General features: G+C 71.9%; 14 protein-coding genes. 6 read left to right on the top strand and 8 right to left on the bottom strand.

Going from position 1 to position 16766, the window contains the following annotated elements; all coding sequences use genetic code 11:
* Positions 1-29 precede the first annotated feature (29 nt).
* The gene (locus ACFVJS_RS10390) at positions 30-1439 is read right to left on the bottom strand and encodes a PLP-dependent aminotransferase family protein (RefSeq protein ID WP_378879178.1); all 1410 of its coding nucleotides are present in this window, start codon (positions 1437-1439) and stop codon (positions 30-32) included.
* Between the two features lie 70 nt (positions 1440-1509).
* Between ACFVJS_RS10390 and ACFVJS_RS10385 the strand changes: the two genes are divergently transcribed.
* Positions 1510-2460: a DMT family transporter gene (locus ACFVJS_RS10385; protein ID WP_378879175.1), complete on the top strand. Its 951-nt coding sequence runs from the start codon at positions 1510-1512 to the stop codon at positions 2458-2460.
* Here ACFVJS_RS10385 and ACFVJS_RS10380 read toward each other — a convergent pair.
* Together ACFVJS_RS10380 and ACFVJS_RS10375 are read right to left on the bottom strand one after the other, a co-directional pair.
* Positions 2370-3557, bottom strand: coding sequence for a class I SAM-dependent RNA methyltransferase (locus tag ACFVJS_RS10380; RefSeq protein WP_378879172.1), 1188 nt, complete (start codon positions 3555-3557; stop codon positions 2370-2372). The genes ACFVJS_RS10385 and ACFVJS_RS10380 overlap by 91 nt on opposite strands.
* On the bottom strand, positions 3554-5566 hold the full coding sequence (locus ACFVJS_RS10375) for an APC family permease (RefSeq protein WP_378879169.1): 2013 nt from the start codon (positions 5564-5566) through the stop codon (positions 3554-3556). The genes ACFVJS_RS10380 and ACFVJS_RS10375 overlap by 4 nt, the downstream gene beginning before the upstream one ends.
* Positions 5567-5687: 121 nt before the next feature.
* On the opposite strand from ACFVJS_RS10375, the gene ACFVJS_RS10370 reads away from it, so the two are divergent.
* The 4 genes from ACFVJS_RS10370 (at position 5688) to ACFVJS_RS10355 (ending at position 10661) form a co-directional block, all read left to right on the top strand.
* Positions 5688-6350, top strand: coding sequence for a potassium channel family protein (locus ACFVJS_RS10370; RefSeq protein ID WP_378879167.1), 663 nt, complete (start codon positions 5688-5690; stop codon positions 6348-6350).
* 2 nt (positions 6351-6352) lie between these two features.
* A complete protein-coding gene (locus ACFVJS_RS10365; protein WP_378879165.1) occupies positions 6353-7024 on the top strand; it encodes a potassium channel family protein in 672 nt (223 codons plus the stop codon).
* A gap of 48 nt (positions 7025-7072) precedes the next feature.
* Positions 7073-8836 (top strand): ABC transporter ATP-binding protein, encoded by a 1764-nt coding sequence (locus ACFVJS_RS10360; RefSeq protein WP_378879163.1) that lies wholly within the window; start codon positions 7073-7075, stop codon positions 8834-8836.
* Positions 8837-8912: 76 nt separating this feature from the next.
* Positions 8913-10661, top strand: coding sequence for an ABC transporter ATP-binding protein (locus ACFVJS_RS10355; protein WP_378879160.1), 1749 nt, complete (start codon positions 8913-8915; stop codon positions 10659-10661).
* A gap of 58 nt (positions 10662-10719) precedes the next feature.
* On the opposite strand, the gene ACFVJS_RS10350 is transcribed toward ACFVJS_RS10355, so the two are convergent.
* The 5 genes from ACFVJS_RS10350 to ACFVJS_RS10330 are packed head-to-tail and all read right to left on the bottom strand — an operon-like array spanning position 10720 to position 16532.
* The gene (locus ACFVJS_RS10350; RefSeq protein ID WP_378879157.1) at positions 10720-11733 is read right to left on the bottom strand and encodes an ABC transporter substrate-binding protein; all 1014 of its coding nucleotides are present in this window, start codon (positions 11731-11733) and stop codon (positions 10720-10722) included.
* Positions 11730-12521: an ABC transporter ATP-binding protein gene (locus tag ACFVJS_RS10345; protein WP_378879155.1), complete on the bottom strand. Its 792-nt coding sequence runs from the start codon at positions 12519-12521 to the stop codon at positions 11730-11732. The genes ACFVJS_RS10350 and ACFVJS_RS10345 overlap by 4 nt, the downstream gene beginning before the upstream one ends.
* Positions 12518-13654, bottom strand: a complete 1137-nt coding sequence (locus ACFVJS_RS10340; RefSeq protein WP_378879152.1) for a FecCD family ABC transporter permease — start codon at positions 13652-13654, stop codon at positions 12518-12520. The genes ACFVJS_RS10345 and ACFVJS_RS10340 overlap by 4 nt, the downstream gene beginning before the upstream one ends.
* The gene (locus ACFVJS_RS10335) at positions 13654-15333 is read right to left on the bottom strand and encodes a prolyl oligopeptidase family serine peptidase (RefSeq protein ID WP_378879149.1); all 1680 of its coding nucleotides are present in this window, start codon (positions 15331-15333) and stop codon (positions 13654-13656) included. Before ACFVJS_RS10335 ends, ACFVJS_RS10340 begins: the two co-directional genes overlap by 1 nt.
* Positions 15330-16532 carry a hypothetical protein gene (locus ACFVJS_RS10330; protein ID WP_378879147.1) on the bottom strand — a complete coding sequence of 401 codons (1203 nt, stop codon included), beginning with the start codon at positions 16530-16532 and terminating at the stop codon, positions 15330-15332. Before ACFVJS_RS10330 ends, ACFVJS_RS10335 begins: the two co-directional genes overlap by 4 nt.
* Before the next feature lie 110 nt (positions 16533-16642).
* On the opposite strand from ACFVJS_RS10330, the gene amiA reads away from it, so the two are divergent.
* Complete coding sequence (amiA, locus tag ACFVJS_RS10325) at positions 16643-16741, top strand: streptamidine family RiPP (RefSeq protein WP_246321463.1); 99 nt, start codon at positions 16643-16645, stop codon at positions 16739-16741.
* Positions 16742-16766 lie beyond the last annotated feature (25 nt).

The raw sequence follows: 16766 nt of genomic DNA, 5'->3' as shown, positions 1-16766 counted from the left end.
GCATCACCAGAACCGAGATGGCCTTCCGGTCAGCGCTGGGCGGCGACCGCTTCGCCGATCACCGTGGCGGCGTCGGCGAAACCGCCGGGGCTGGGCCCGGTGAAGTTGAGGCGGAGATACGGACCTGCGGGTTCGGCTGCGAACCACTCGTCACCAGCCGCCACATAGACGCTGGCCGCCTTGCAGTCACGGACCAGGCGATGAACGTCGATCCCGTCGGGCAGCCGGGCCCAGAGGTGGATCCCACCCGGTGGAAGGGTGCCGATGTCCAACGCCGGGGCGTGTTCGGCGAGGCTCGCGGCGAGCAGGTCGCGCCGTTCCTTCAACGCCCGGCGTAGGCGGCGGAGGTGGGTCGGCCAGCCCGGGTCGCTGACGACGTCGAGAGCGGTTGCCTGCAGGATCGCGCTGACGTAGGCGGACTCGGCCGCCTGGTCGGCGAGGATCCGTTCGCGCGCCGGACCGCGAGCGATCACGGCCGCGACCCGGACGGCCGGCGACATCGACTTGGTCAGGGAGCGAACGTAGACGACGTGCCCGTCGTGATCGTCCACCGCGACCGGCCGTGGCACGGTGGTGATGGCCAGGTCGTGGGCCCAGTCGTCCTCGATCAGGAACGCACCGCGGTCGCGGACGACGTCGAGCACCTCACGCGCACGCTCGGGGCTCCACTGGACGCCGGTCGGGTTGGCGTAGTTCGGCTGGGCGTAGAACGCGCGTGCGCCGGTCTCACGGAAAGCACGGTCGAGCTCGTCGGGGTCGGGGCCGTCGGTGTCGCCGGGTACCGGGACGAGGCGTACGCCGGCCAGATGCGCGGAATGGATCGCGCCCCAGTAGGTCGGCGACTCGATCAGCAGCGCGCCGCCGGGCGGCACCAGGGCGCGAATGATCGAGGTCAGCGCGCTCTGGCTGCCCGGCGTGATCACGACGTCCGAGAAGCCCGGAGCGGCGGTGCCCGCGGGGGTCAGCGCCGTGAGCTCGGCTGCGAACCAGGCCCTCAGCTCCGGCAGTCCCGCAGTGGGTGGCCGCGCGGTGGCGGCGGCGCTGCGCGCGGCCCGGCCGAGCGCAGCACGCACGAGGCGGTCGGGGAGGAGGCCGGGCTCGGGATAACCCCCGTGGAGCGCGTACGCCTCAGGCGGAGCGGTCAGCAGCGGCTGGCTGCTCCTCGGCAGCGTGAACCGGGGCGTACGCAGCGCCGCGCTCTGCCAGCCGTAGTCCACCGTGCGCACGACGCGCTCGGCTCGCACGAACGTGCCGACCCCGGGCCGCGACTCGGTCAGACCCTCGGCGGCCAGGCGGCGCAGCGCCTTCTGCACCGTCACCGGGCTGGCGGCGTACCGGGCGACCAAGTCGCGTGAGGACGGAAGCCGGGCACCGGGCGCGGCGGCCGAGATCCATCTGCGCAAGTCATCGACGATCCGGGCGGTGCTATCGTTCGACATGACAACGAATAGTAGCGCTATCCTTTCTCGGCGCACTCCGCTACCGAGCGCTTCCGGCGGACCGAGCGGTTTGTTCTGGGGCTTCGTCGGCATCGTCGCGTTCTCGCTGACCGTGCCGATGACCCGGATCGCCGTCGGCGGCCTCTCCCCGCTGCTCATCGGCGCAGGCCGCGCGGTCGTCGCGGCACTCCTCGCCGCACTCGTCCTCGCCATCACCCGACAACCGCTCCCCGCCCGACCGTCGGTGTGGGCACGGCTGGCGGTGGTCGCAGGTGGGGTGGTCGTGGGCTTCCCGGTCCTGACCTCGTACGCGCTCGGGACGGTCCCGGCAGCGCACGGTGCGGTGGTGATCGCGGTGCTCCCGGCGGTCACCGCGGTCGCGGTCGTGCTGCGAACGGCGGAGCGGCCCTCGTACGCATTCTGGTTCTTCTCCGTCGTCGGGGCCGCCGTGGTGGTCGCGTTCCTCGCCGTGCAGGGCGGCGGACTCGGGCAGATCCACCTGGCCGACCTGCTGCTGATCGCCGCGGTGTTGGCCTGCGCGCTCGGCTACATGGAGGGCGGGCTCCTCTCCCGAGAGCTCGGCTCGTGGCAGACGATCAGCTGGGCGCTCGTGCTCGCCTCACCGCTGATGGTCGCCCTCACCGCGGTGGCGCTGGTCCAGCAGCCGCCCTCAGCGACCCCGGGCCAGATCGCGGCCTTCGGCTATCTGGCGGTGGTGAGCATGTTCCTCGGCTTCTTCGCCTGGTACCGCGGTCTCGCGATCGGTCCGATGACCACCGTCTCCCAGATCCAGCTCCTCCAGCCCGTGCTCACGATCACCTGGGCCGCCCTGCTCCTCGGTGAGCATGTCGGCACCGCGACCCTCATCGGCGCGGTCGCCGTCATCATCTGTGCAGCCGGCGCCGTCCGCTCTCGAAACGTTCAGCGGCCTCAGGCCGCAGATCTCTCCAGCAGAGCGACGGCCTCGACGTGGTGGGTCATCGGGAACAGGTCGAAGGCGCGCAGCGAGCGCAGCCGGTAGCCGAGCTCGGCGAAGATCGAGACGTCTCGGGCCAGGGCGGCGGGGTCGCAAGCGACGTAGGCGACCTTCTGTGGCGTACGTGCGACGACGGCCTCGACGACGGCCCGGCGCGCGCCCTCACGGGGCGGGTCGAGGACGACGAGGTCGACAGGACCCTCCTCGAGGCGACCCAGCACCGTGCCGACGTCGCCCGCGGCGACCTCGGCCGCGGGAACGTTGCCGACCGAGAGCGCGGAGGCGGTCGGATCGCCCTCGACCGCGACGACGCGTCCGGACGGGCCCACGGCGTCGGCGAGGAAGGCGGAGAAGAGTCCGACCCCGGCGTAGAGGTCCAGGACGGTCTGGCCCGGCGCCGGCTCCAACGCAGCCAGCACCGCCGAGACCAAGGCCGTCGGCGCACCCGGGTGCACCTGCCAGAAGCCGTCGGCGGCGACCTCGAAGGAGTGCTTGGCACCCCCGAGCTCGACTGTCTCCACGACCGTCCCGGCACCTGGTTCGCGGGCGTCCTCGGTGGCGATCAGGCAGTCGTCGACCGGGATCACATCATGGGAACGGTAGCGCCGCATCCCGCGGCCACCGCCCGGCGCGGTGGCGTAGCGCTGGCGGGTGCGCCACCGCAGCCCGTCCACGTCGCCGGGGACCGCCTCGACGACGAGGCCGGCCACCAGCGGGTCCTCGGCGGAGAGTCCGCCCAGCCGCACCAGCTGCTCGCGCAGCACCGTCGCCTTCAGATCGCGCTGCGCGGGCAGCGAGACGTGCTGGAAGTCGCAGCCGCCGCACAGACCGGGGCCGGCGTAGGGGCACGCCGGAACGACCCGTTCCGGCCCGGCCGAGACCACCGAGACGGCGTCCCCGCGCCAGAACCGGTCACCGGCGGTCCCCTCGGTGATCTCGAGAACGACCTGCTCGCCCGGAAGGGCGTGACGCACGAAGACGACGCGGGAGTCCTCGCCGACCGGCACCCGGGCGACGACGTGACCGCCGTGCGCGACGGGGCCGACCTCGACCTCGAACCGCTTGCCGACGTACGACTCGCCCTTCGACGCCTTCTGACGGGGCCGCCGGCCACGGGGCGCCGGGCGCCGGGTCCGGCTCATCGCCGGCCGCTTCCGCGGCGCAGGCCCGGCGCGAGCCAGTACTCCTCGCGCATCTCCTCGGCGCGCTCCTTGCCGGAGGCGAGCTGGTAGGGCACCGAGATGACCATGACGCCCGGGGTGAACAGCAGGCGGCCCTTGAGCCGCAGCGCGGTCTGGTTGTGCAGGAACTGCTCCCACCACCGGCCGACGACGTACTCGGGGATGTAGACGGCCACGACGCCGCGCGGGTTGGCGTCACGGATCGCCGAGGCGTACTCGACGACGGGGCGGATGAGCTCGCGGTAGGGAGAGTGGAGCACCTTCAACGGCATCGGCAGGTTGCGCTCGTCCCACTGCTTGAGCAGCTCGGCGGTGTCGGAGTCGCTGGTCGAGACCGTCACCGCCTCGAGCGCGTTCGGGCGCGAGGCCTGGGCGAAGGCAAGCGCCCGCAGGGTCGGCTTGTGGAGCTTGGAGACCAGGACCATCGCGTGGACACGGGTGGGGAGCACCCGGTCGCGCTCGTCAGCCGCGAGCTCGAGGGCGACGTTGTCATAGTGGCGACGGATACCGGTCATGAGCAGGAACGCGAATGCCATCGCGACGATCGAGATCCACGCACCATGGGTGAACTTGGTGATCAGCACGACGACCAGCACGACCCCGGTGACCGAGAGGCCGAAGGCGTTGATGAACCGGCTGGTCTGCATCTTCGCCCGGACGACCGGGTCCCGCTCATCCCGGAGCAGCCGGGTCCAGTGCCGCACCATGCCGGTCTGGCCGATCGTGAACGCCACGAAGACGCCGACGATGTACAGCTGGATCAGGCGAGTCACCTGGGCGTCGAAGGCCACGATCAGCAGGATCGACAGGCCTGCGAGGATCACGATCCCGTTGCTGTAGGCGAGCCGGTCACCGCGAGCCGCGAAGGCCCGCGGCGCGTAGCCGTCCTTGGCCAGGATCGAGGCGAGCACCGGAAAGCCGTTGAAGGCGGTGTTGGCCGCCAGCAGGAGGATCAGGCCGGTGGAGAGGGTGATCACGAAGAATCCAGGCGGGAAGTTCTCGAACACCACATGGGCGATCTGGCCGACCAGCGGCGCCTGGTGGTAGTCCACGAGCTGCTCCCCGTTGGGGCCACGCAGTTGATGTTCGGGGTCCTCGACCACCTGAGCGTGGATGATGTTGGCGAGGGCCACGATCGACATCGCGAGCGTGATCGCGATCGCCCCGAGGAGTGCCAGAGTGGTGGCAGCGTTCTTGCCTTTGGGCTTGCGGAAGGCGGGGACCCCATTGGCGATCGCCTCGACTCCCGTGAGCGTCGCACATCCCGAGGCGAATGCGCGCAGCAGAAGGAAGGCTGCGGCCACGCCCGCGAACCCGTCGGCGAACTCCGGCTCGGCGATCACCGTGAGGTCGGCGCTCTCGGCCCGACCCAGGCCACCGCCGAGGAAATGCTGGCCGAGTCCCCACGCCACCATGCCGAGCATGGAGAAGATGAAGATGTAGGTCGGTATCGCGAAGGCGGTTCCGGACTCGCGGACGCCACGCAGGTTCATCGCGGCGAGGAAGAGCACCGCCGCGGTCGCGATCAGCACCTCGTGACCACGGGCGAGATCGACCGTCGTGGCCAGATACTGGGCCGCCGAGGAGATCGACACCGCGACAGTCAGCACGTAGTCGACGAGCAACGCACTGGCGACCGTCAGCGCCGGCTTCGCCCCGAGGTTGGCACCGGCCACCTCGAAGTCGCCGCCGCCGCTCTGGTAGGCCTGCACGTTCTGGCGGTAGGACAGCACCACCGCCAGCATCACGAACCCGACGATGATCGCGATCTTCCAGGAGAACGCGTAGGCGGTGACGCCCGCCAGCGCGAGGGTCAGGAAGATCTCGTCCGGCGAGTAGGCCACCGACGACAGCGGGTCGCTGGCGAAGACTGGTAGCGCGATGCGCTTCGGCAGCAAAGTCTCGCCCAGCTGCGAGCTGCGGAGCTTACGGCCGATGAGCAACCGTTTTGATACGTCACCAACACCCACAACCGCAGACGCTACGGCACATGGCTGCTTCCGTGCGCTTTCGGAGGGCCTCACCGGCCTGAACACGCCAACTTCGAGGGCGTAGGCGACGCGCGACCCACGCGAGTGCAATCATGACACGGTGCACGTAGTGATCATGGGCTGTGGCCGCGTCGGCTCGACCCTGGCCAGAAGTCTGGAGGACCGCAACCACACGGTCTCGGTCATCGATCAGAACTCGGACGCCTTCCGACGGCTCGGACCGGGATTCAACGGCGACAAGGTCGCCGGCATGGGCTTCGACCGCGAGGTGCTCCTCAAGGCCGGCATCAAGCGGGCCGAGGCGTTCGCGGCGGTCTCCAGCGGTGACAACTCCAACATCATCTCCGCCCGGGTCGCGCGCGAGGAGTTCGGCATCCAGCAGGTCGTGGCTCGCATCTACGACCCCGGCCGCGCCGAGGTCTACCAGCGCCTCGGGATCAGCACCGTGGCCACCGTCAAATGGACCGCCGACCAGGTGCTCCGTCGACTCCTCCCGGCCGGCGCAGAACCCGACTTCCGCGACATGTCGGGCAACATCCGCATCGACCAGGTGATCATGCCCGAGTCCTGGGTCGGCGAGCGGACCATCAAGTTCCAGCGCCAGTCCGGTTCCCGGATCGCGTGGATCGACCGGCTCGGCGAGGGCATCCTCCCGGTCCGCGAGAGCGTGATCCAGGAGGGCGACGTGCTCCACATCGTGATGCGCGAGGAGAACACCGCGCAGGCCTACAAGACGATCAAGAACGGCCCCGAGGAAGACTGACGATGAGAGTTGCTATCGCCGGAGCCGGGGCCGTCGGCCGGTCCATCGCCCGTGAGCTGATCACCAACGGCCACGAGGTGCTCCTCATCGACAAGAACCCGGGCTCCATCAAGCCCGAGCGGGTGGCCGACGCGGAGTGGCTGCTCGCCGACGCGTGCGAGCTCTCCTCGCTCGAGGAGGCCCGGCTGGACAACTGCGACGTGGTGATCGCCGCGACCGGTGACGACAAGGCCAACCTGGTCTGCTCCCTGCTGGCCAAGACCGAGTTCGGCGTGCCGCGCACCGTGGGCCGGGTCAACCACCCCAACAACGAATGGCTCTTCACCGAGGCCTGGGGCGTCGACGTCAACGTCTCCACCCCGCGGATCATGTCCGCGCTGGTCGAGGAAGCGGTCACCGTCGGCGACCTGGTGCGCCTGTTCACCTTTCGGCAGGGCCAGGCCAACCTGGTCGAGATCACCCTGCCCGCCGACTCCCCCTACGTCGGCAAGGCCACCGGCCTGGTGCCGTTCCCCGAGAACTGCGCACTGGTCACGCTCCTGCGTGACGGCCAGGTCTACGTGCCCACCCCCGAGCAGCCTCTCGAGCAGGGCGACGAGCTCCTCTTCGTCGTGCCCACCGAGAAGGAGGACGAGCTCGAGCGTCTCCTCGCCCCGACCAGCCACGGCGGCTGACCTCCCGATCCCGTACGCAGCAACCCCTCGATCTCGGCAGGACAACAGTTGGCTCGCTCTCCCCTCCTCCAGACGCTTCGTCCTGTCCGGGGAAGGCTGGTCGGCAGCCTGCTGCTGATGGTCGTCTCGACCGTCGCCGGGCTGGTGCCGCTCGTCGGGATCGTCGAGCTGGCCCGGATCCTGCTGCCCTCCGGGGCGCCCGTAGAGGCCGGCCGTGCGTGGGTCGTGGTCTGGGTGAGCGTGGCCGCGCTGCTGGTGCGCCTGGCGACGGTGCTCGGCTCGTCGTGGCTGTCCCACGTCGCCGACCTCGACCTCTCCATCCACCTGCGCCGCCTGCTGGTCGCCCGGCTCGGCCGAGTGCCGCTGGCGTGGTTCACCGAGCGCAACTCCGGCACCGTGAAGAAGGCGGTGCAGGACGACGTCGCCGCGCTGCACCACCTGGTCGCCCACTCGGTCATGGAGCTGACCGCGGCGATCACGCTGCCCACGGTCGTCGCCGTCTATCTGTTCGTGGTCTCCCCGCCGCTCGCGCTGGTGACGCTCCTCCCGCTCGCGCTCGGACTGGTCGGATTCCGGATCTCGATGCGGGGCGCGGGCGCGCTCTACCGGGACTACGACGCCGGACTGGCCGAGCTCGCCGCGGCGACGGTCGAGAACACCGGCGGGATCGCCGAGATCAAGACGTTCGGCGCCACCGGGCAGGCTCACCGGCGGCTGGCCGAGGTGGCGACCCGCTTCGGCGGGTTCAACCGGGCCTGGATGCGTCACTCCGCGTTCGGGATGCTGCTCATGGAGCTGGCCCTGACACCGGCGCTGACCCTGGTGCTCGTCCTGGGAGCCGGGGTCTGGATGCTGCGTGCCTCGTGGATCACCGGGCCCGACCTGGTGCCGTTCCTCGTCCTCGGGCTGGCGATGACCGCGCCGGTCACCGTCGCCGGCTACGCCGCCCGCGAGCTGCGCGAGGCGACCGAGGCGGCCCGGCGGATCCAGCGGCTGCTGGCGGAGCCAGAGCTCCCCGAGCCGGCCGCGCCGGCCCCGACCCCGTCCTCAGCCCGCGTCGAGATCCACGACGTCTCCTTCACCTACTCCCCCGGCGCCCCGCCCGTCCTCCACGACATCGACCTGGTCCTCGAGCCCGGCACCGTGACGGCGCTCGTGGGCCACTCCGGCTCAGGGAAGTCGACGCTGGCCAAGCTGCTGCCCCGCTTCGCCGACCCCACCACGGGCCGGATCACCATCGCCGGGGTCGATCTGCGCGAGATGACGAGCGCTCAGCTCTACGAGCAGGTCTCCTTCGTCTTCCAGGACACCGGGCTGCTGCGTACCTCGATCCGGGACAACATCCGACTCGCCCACCCGGAGGCGTCCGACCAGGACGTACGCCGCGCGGCCGCTGCCGCGCAGATCGCCGACCGCATCGACGAGCTCCCGCGCGGCTATGACTCGGTGGTCGGCGAGGACGGCCAGCTCTCCGGCGGCGAGCGGCAGCGGGTCGCCATCGCCCGCGCGCAACACTCCGACACCCCGATCCTGGTGCTCGACGAGGCCACCGCGGCAGCGGACCCGGAGTCGGAGGCGCTCGTCCAGCGAGCACTGTCCCGCCTCGTCGCCGGACGTACGCTGCTGGTGATCGCCCACCGCCTCTCCACGGTCACCGCAGCCGACCAGATCATCGTCCTCGACGAGGGCCGGATCGCCGAGCGCGGCACCCACGAGGAGCTCCTCGCCCGGGGAGGCCGCTACGCCCGGCTCTGGGCCGCCGACCAGCGCGCCCACCCGGTGGACGGTTGGGCCGAGGAGGAGTCGGCATGAGCGAGCGTCAGCGAGCGACAGTAGGTATCAGGCCGCCGCTTCCGTACTCTCGCGCTTGCGCTACGGAGGCGGCGGCATGATCACCATCGTCCGTCTGCTCGCCGCTCTCGTGGACCGCCCGCACCGGCGCCAGCTCGCCCGTGTGGTCGCGATGTTCGTCGCCACCGGGGTGCTCCAGGGCCTGGCCTTCGCCTGTGTCGTGCCGGTCCTGGACGCGGCGCTGCGCCAGGACTGGGACGCCGCGACCACGTGGCTGACCGTGCTCGCCGGCCTCTTCGTCGCCCATCACGTCGCCCTGACGGTCGGCAACCTGGACGGCTACGACCTGGCCTGCGACCTGCTCGACATCACCCTGGCCAGGCTCGGCGACCACACCGTGCGGCTGCCGCTGGGCTGGTACGCCCAGGACCGCACCGGACAGCTCTCCCGGATGGCGTCCAAGGGCGCGACCGACATCGCCTCGGTTCCGGGACACCTGCTGCGGCCGCTGATCGCTGCCGTCGTCAGCCCCGTGACCGTGGTCGTCGCGATGGCGTTCCTCGAGTGGCGTCTCGCGCTCGCGCTCCTGGTCGGCGTCGTCGCGGTGCTGGCGACCACCCGGCTCCTCGCCGTGATCGTCGGTCGTGGCGAGGGCGCCTACGACGCGGCGATGGCGGAGGGCTCCGCGCGGGTGGTCGAGTTCGCGCTCAACCAGCCCGCGTTGCGGGTCTTCGGCCGCACCGTCCACGGCAACGAGCTGGTCGAGGCCGCGCTGCGGGAGCAGAAGCGGGCCTCGCGACGCCTGCTGGTCACCGGGTTCGGCGGCCTGGGGATCCAGCTGCTCTCCATCCAGGCGCTGCTCACCCTGGTGATCGCGCTGGCCGTCCATCTCAGCCTGGGCGGCACGCTGGCACCGGCCACGGCGATCGGTCTGCTCGTGCTCACGGTTCGGTTCGTGGAGTCGCTGATCGACTACGGCGAGCTCTCCAGCGCGCTGCGGATCGCCGAGGGGTCGTTGCGACGTGTCCTCGATGTCCTCCGGCTCGAGCCGCTCCCCGAGCCGGCCGCACCTGGTGAGCCGGCCGACAGCGGCATCGAGCTGCGCCAGGTGGCCTTCTCCTACGACGGCGACGGCGCCACCCGCGTGCTCGACGACGTCTCCCTCACCGCGCCGCCGCGCTCGCTGACGGCCGTGGTCGGGCCGTCGGGCTCGGGGAAGAGCACCCTGCTGCGTCTGCTCGCCCGGTTCCACGACGTGACGGCGGGCGCGGTGATGCTGGGCGGGGTCGACGTACGTGATCTGGGGACGGAGGCGCTGATGCGGCGGGTCTCGATCGTCTTCCAGGACGTCTACCTCTTCGAGGGCACCCTGCGCGACAACGTGATGATGTCGCGGCCCGATGCCACCGACGAGGAGCTGCACGAGGCCGCGCGGCTGGCGCGCGTCGACGACATCGTCGACCGACTCCCCCACGGTTGGCAGACCCGGATCGGGGAGGCGGGCTCCACGCTCTCCGGTGGCGAGAAGCAGCGGGTCTCGATCGCCCGGGCGCTGCTGAAGGACGCCCCGGTCGTCCTCCTCGACGAGGCGACCGCCGCCCTCGACGCCGAGAACGAGGCTGCGGTCCAGGAGGCACTCACCGCGCTCTCCACCGACCGTACGGTCATCGTCATCGCCCACCGGCTGCAGACCGTCGTCGCCGCCGACCAGATCGTCGTCCTCGACGGCGGCCGGATCGTCGAGCGCGGCACCCACTCCGAGCTCCTGGCGCACGGCGGCCGCTACCTCGACTTCTGGCGCGAGCGCACACAGGCCGAGGGCTGGCGGTTGCTCGCCCGAGAGTAGACACCGACGGGCCGGCCAGGCCGTCCCCGAGGACGACCCGGCCGGCCCGGGCGCGGACTCAGAACGCGTCCGGGTGCAGGCCCTCCGCGATCGTCCGCAGCGCGGCGACGTTGCCGAGCGTGCCCGGGAAGGTGTCCGGGGTGCGCAGGACGATGAAGCGGTCCTCCTTGACGGCCGTGACGTCGGGGAAGGTCTTGCGCAGGTACGCCTCGACCCGCCCGGCCTCGGAGGGCTCCCGGACGGCGAACACGATGGCGTCCGGGTTGCGCGCGGCGATCTCCTCGGGCGAGACGACCGCGGAGAAGAACTGCTCGAAGAGCTTCTCGTCCGGGCTGAAGACGTTCTCGCCGCCCGCGCGCTCGATCATGTCGTACTCCACCCCGGCACCGATCGCGGAGAGCGTCTTGCCCTCGACGAAGAGCTGCGCGACGGTGGGTCGTGGCCGGTCCGCCACCGCCTTCTCGACCGCCTCGAGGTCACCCCGGGTCTCGGCGACCAGCTCGTCGGCAGCGGCCTGGACCCCGAAGATGCTCCCGAGCGCCTCCAGGTCGGTGAACAGGTCCGTGACCTCGCCCGTGGCGCGGCGCTCGGGGCAGCCGCCGGCGGCGACGTACGTGGTCACCCCGGCGTCGGTGAGCTGGTCGATGGTGGCGAAACCCTGCTCGGCGGTGAACTCGTACTCGGTCGGCGCGACGACCGCGTCGGGCTGCACGTCGAGGAGCTGCTCGCGCGCCGGCGGCGCGTCGGTGCTCAGCTCCGGCACCTCGCTCGCCTTCGCGGCGATGTCCTCGGGGAGCTCGTGCATGGCGGTCTGCGCCTGGCCGACGAGCCGGTCGGCGAGGCCGAGGCGGACGAGCAGCTCGGTCTGGGCCGGGCTGAGCCCGACGATGCGCTTCGGGGCGGACTCGACCGTGACCTGGCGTCCGCAGTTCTCCACGGTCACCGGGTAGCCCTCGGCGGCCTCACCGTTCGCCGCCGCGTCGTTCGTGACGCCGGTGCCACCGCATCCGGTGGCGGCCAGAAGGATGAGCGCTGCCACCGGGACGGCGCGCAGCAGTGGGGTGGTGTTCATGTGTTCCTCTCTCGGGCCCGCGCGGACGTCCCGCGCAGGAGCAGGTGGGGGGTGCCGGCCTCCGGATCGGTGATCCGGCTGGCCTCGACACCGAAGACCTCACGCACCAGGTCCGGCGTGAGGATGTCGGCGGGCTCGCCCAGCGCGACGACGCGCCCTCGGTCGAGCACGGCGATGCGGTCGCAGTACGCCAGCGCCAGGTCGAGCTCGTGCAGGGCGACGACGGTGGTGATCCCGAGCTCCGCCACGGTGTGCATCAGCTCGAACCGGTAGGAGACGTCGAGGTGGTTGGTGGGCTCGTCGAGCAGCAGGAGCTCGGCCTCCTGAGCGATCGCCCGGGCGAGCAACGTACGCTGCCGCTCGCCGCCCGAGAGCCGGTGTACCGGCCGGTCGGCCAGCACGGCCACCCCCGCCAGCTCCATCGCCCGGCCCACGACCAGCCAGTCCTCGGGGCTGTCGCGGCCCAGCACTCCCCGGTGCGGCGTACGTCCCAGCAGCACGCTCTCGGCGACGGTGAGCCCGAACTCGTCCGGCGGCTCCTGGGCCATCACCGCGACCCGGCGCGCGATGTCGCGACGGCTCATCGTGGCGACGTCGGTGCCGTCGAGATGCACGTGGCCGGAGGCCGGTCGGAGGGCGCCGAAGCAGGCGCGCAGGAGCGTCGACTTGCCGCTGCCGTTCGCGCCGAGTAGACCGAGCACCTCGCCCGGCTCGACGACGACCGACGCGGCGGTGACGACCTCTCGACCGCCTCGGCCCAGGGTGAGGTCCCGCGTCTCGAGCCTCATCGCGCCATCCCCTGCTCGTCGGCGGCCCGGCCGCGCATCAGCCAGAGGAAGAACGGCACGCCGATCAGCGCGGTGATGATGCCCAGCGGCACCTCGGCGGGCGCCGAGACGGTCCGGGCGATCAGGTCGGCGCCGCACAGGAACAGAGCGCCGCCGAAGACCGCCACCGGGACGATGCGGCGGTGGTCGGAGCCGACCAGCACCCGGGCGATGTGCGGGACCACCAGCCCGACGAACCCGATCCCGCCGGCGACCGAGACCACGGTGCCGGTGAGCAGGGCGGCGGAGAGCAGCAGGACCGACCGCAGCCGGTTGACCCGGACGCCCAGCGCGGTGGCGGTCTCGTCACCGACCTGCAGCGCGTTGACGGCGCGTCCGGTGGTGATCGAGACCATGACGGCGACCACGAGAGCCACCAGCGGCCCGGCCAGGTCGGTCATCGTGGCGGCGGAGACCGAGCCGAGCAGGAAGAACATCACGCTGAACACGTTCTGCGCCTCGGTCGTGAGCGTCAGGTAGCTGGTGATCGCACTGAAGAACGTCCCCAGCGCCACCCCGGTCAGCACCAGCCGCTGCGGGGCGATGCTGCCGTTCTTGTACGCCACCCCGAACACCGCCGCCGTCGCAACCGCGGCACCCACGAACGCCGCGGTGCCGATCCAGGCCCCGACGGCCGCGGCGCCGAGGACCACCACGGAGACCGCCCCCACACCCGCGCCCGAGGAGACTCCGATGATCGCCGGCTCGGCCAGCGGGTTGCGTACGACTGCCTGGATGAACACCCCGGCCAGGCTCAGCGCCGCGCCGGCCAGAGCGGCGAGGAGGGCGCGCGGCAGCCGGAACTGCCACACCACCTGGTCCTGCAGCACGGTGTAGGTGCCGTCGCTCATCCACGGCATCCCGGGCAGCAGGTGCCCGGTGACGAGCCTGGCGGCGTCGAGCGCGGTCAGGTCCACGGTGCCCGCGGAGGCGGACAACGCGATGACCACGAGCAGGGCGGCGGCGAGGCCTAGGGTCAGCAGCCGGGCTCGCCATCGTCGCCGGGCGATGACGGCGGGGACCTGGCCTACGGGTCGCGTCCGCACGTCCGGCGGCGCTTCGTCCGTGGTCACGGAGACATCGGTGGGGGTCATCACACTCCTGTGGGTCGGTGAGCTGTGTCGAGGGCGAAGTCGAGGACGGAGGCGGCGAAGTCGTGCACGGAGTCGAGGTGGTTGCCGCCGTGGCCCATCCGCGGACGGTGGCTGCGTACGACGTCGGCGCCTCGCGCCGACAACACCTCAGCGAGCCGGTCGGTGGGTGCGGCGGCGACCCGGGAGTCCTCCATGAACGTGGTCAGCAGGAAGCGCGGCCATGTTCGGCCCGGATAGCGAGCGACGCGCGCGAACGGCGAGTAGTCGTCCATCGCGGCCCGCACCTCGGAGTCGTCCGGGTCGCCGAACTCGTCGGTCCAGTGCCGCGCGCCGGGGTGCTCGGCGAAGCGATGCGGGTCGAGCGGTGCGGCCGTGCAGGCGACCCCGGCGACGAGGCCCGGCTCGGCGAGCGCAGCCGAGACGGCGACCAGTCCGCCGAGCGAGGCCCCGGCGAGCACCAGCCGCTCCGGTCGCGCGAGACCCAGCCGCACCAGCTCGCGGACCACCGAGACAGCATCGGCGACCGTACGCACCTTCTCCGCGCCCTGCCCGGCGGCATGCCAGGCGGTGCCGGCCCCGCCACCACCACGCAGCCGGGCGGTCACGTGCAGCCCGCCGAGCTCGCACCAAGCCGCCACCGAGGGCTCGAACCGAGGGAGATCGACGACGCCGAAGCCTCCGTAGACCTCGACGAGGGTGGCGCCACCGGTGTCTCCGGTCAGGACGAGCTCGATCTCGGCTCCGTCGTCCGCGGTCACCGTGATCAGCCGCGACCGCCGGCCTTGGGGCGTCGTGTGCGCCGCCTGCTCGACCGGCACCACCCGCGGTGCCCCGGCCGGCGACTCGACCCGCACCCAGGCGCGGTCTCGCGCCCAAGCCAGGCCCGAGACGGTCCGCACCTCCTCCTGGTCCGAGATCGTGACGGTCCTCGTCGGGGCGAGGATCCCGTGATCCACGCCGAGGCGGACGAGCACCGAGTGCCCGTCCCGGACCAGGTGGACCAGGCCGCCCCCGGGAACGGCCTGGGCGTGCGCGGGCACTCCTGGCAGGGTCTCCAGCCGGCACCGTGCCGGTGCCGGTCCGGGCACCCGGAAGCTCACCAGCTCCTCGGCGGTCACCGCCAGCACCGCGTCACCGGCGGAGGTGATGCTGCGGACCCGGGGAAGCTCGACGATCTCCGCGCCGTCGGTGCCGATCAGCCGCGTCCGTTCCCCTCCGGTCCGAGCGACGAGCGCGCTGCCGCCGACGCCGACCGGTGTCGCGCGCTCGCCGGCGACCGTGACGAACAGCGTCCGGGCCGGCACCCCGGGCCGGACCCGCAGGCAGCGACCAGCGGCGTCGACGAGGACCAGGCCTTGGTCGTCCCAGGCCATCCGCGCGTGCCGGAGCGCCACCCCGTCGACCTCGGTCTGCTCCCGTGAGATCGTGTCCACGAGGACGAGGCGCCCGTCCTCGGAGCCGTCGTCGCTGACCTCGACGGCGACCAGGCGCCCGTCAGGCGACGGGGCCGCGGCTTGGATGCGGGCGCCCGGGTCGAACACGACCCCGCCGTCCTCGTCCGTCAGGACCGGCAGCAGGTCGCCGGGGCGCCGCGAGAGCCTGAACCCGCCCATCGGCAGCCCCGGGCGTCCCACCCGCTCGGCACGACGCAGCGCTTCGTGCACGCTCGCGCGCGTCACCGTCCGACCCCGTCTATCTGCGCCCGGGGCGCCCTGATGACGGCCAGGTGGCCGCCCTCGTCGACGGGAGATCCCAGGTCCAGGGTCGACTCGATCCCCGATGCTCGGACCAGATGGAGCTGGCCGTCGCCTCCGCGCGTGACCGCGGCCAGGTCGGCCGAGACCAGCGCCAGGGCGCGCCGCTGCGCGGACCTGTCGCCGACCGGGTCCCAGGGCGCCACCCCGGGCCGCGGAGCGGCGCTCATCGACGGCAGCTCGATCTCGCTGAGACGCCCGTCGGCGAGCATCGCCAGGCGGTCGCCGTCGGGGTGCACGACCGTCCAGGCGACCGTGCCGTCGAGGGTGTCCGGCCGGAACACCAGCCCGTCACCGGTCCGGGTCAGCTCGGCGGAGCCGTCCAGGCCCCAGTGCACGACGTGGTTCGTCCAGGTGTGCCACTGCGTCGCGTCCGAGTCGGACCCGCGGACGGCGGCGACGATCCCCGCGGCCGGGTCGAGACGCAGGAAGTACGCCCGTCCCGGCACCGGCCACGGCCAGGTCTCGAGACGCTCGGGCCGTCCCTCGGTGACCCGCAGCCGCTCGATGCCCGCCTCGGTGGACAGGTGGACCACGCCCGTGCGGTGGTCGGCGGCGTCGCCGTGACCGAGATCGCCTGCCAGCTTCAGGCGCTCGCCGCGTACCACCGGGCAGTGGGGGCCGGCCCTCAGCAGGGCGTGCAGCGGGATGACCTCGGCCTCACCAGGCTCGCGGTGCCGCAGCACGACCATGGGCTCTCCTGTTCCGGCATCCGGAACGATCACGACACCGGGCTCCCCGACACGAACCCGCACCCGCACCGAGGTGGTCCCGCTCGCGTCTGCCAGGTCGACGACCGTGACCAGGTCGCTCCACGGCTCCCATGAGGCGCCCAGGCCGGTGGTGACCACGACGAAGCGTCCTGTCGGGTCGCAGGCGAGGTGCTCGGCGGGGATCGCGACCGGCACTCTGCGGGCCTGACCTGCGCCGTCGATGACGACGAGCGTGCCGAGGGCGTCGTCGGCGAAGACCGCCCGCGCCCCTCCCGGCGCGCCCGCCGGGAGCGTCAGGACGCCCGCGTGCTCGGCCAGCGTGGCGCTCGACCAGGGGCCGGGCGACGCGCCGGGATCGAAGGCCCGCCAGCGGCCGGCGCGGTGGTCTGCGAGGACCAGTGTGGGGTTCATGGTCGGACACACTACTGGTATTGGGAATGATTCTCATATACGTTATGCCGCTGTCCGCACCAGCGGGCCCCGGCGACGCCGGGTCGAACGATCCGACAGAGGAGATACCGATGAACAACGACATCGTGAGCGAGATCGAGGACACCGAGCAGCTGGCGCACCTGTCCGCCTCGCACTCGAACGCGCTGGTCGAGAACCCCTTCGACTGATCGCCGACGGGTGAGCACTGAGTGC

It is taken from the genome of Nocardioides sp. NPDC057772 (assembly GCF_042798075.1).
In the GTDB taxonomy this organism is placed as follows: Bacteria; Actinomycetota; Actinomycetes; order Propionibacteriales; family Nocardioidaceae; genus Nocardioides.
The sequence above is the reverse complement of the archived record's forward strand: the minus strand, read 5'-3'. Positions and strand labels throughout refer to the sequence as shown.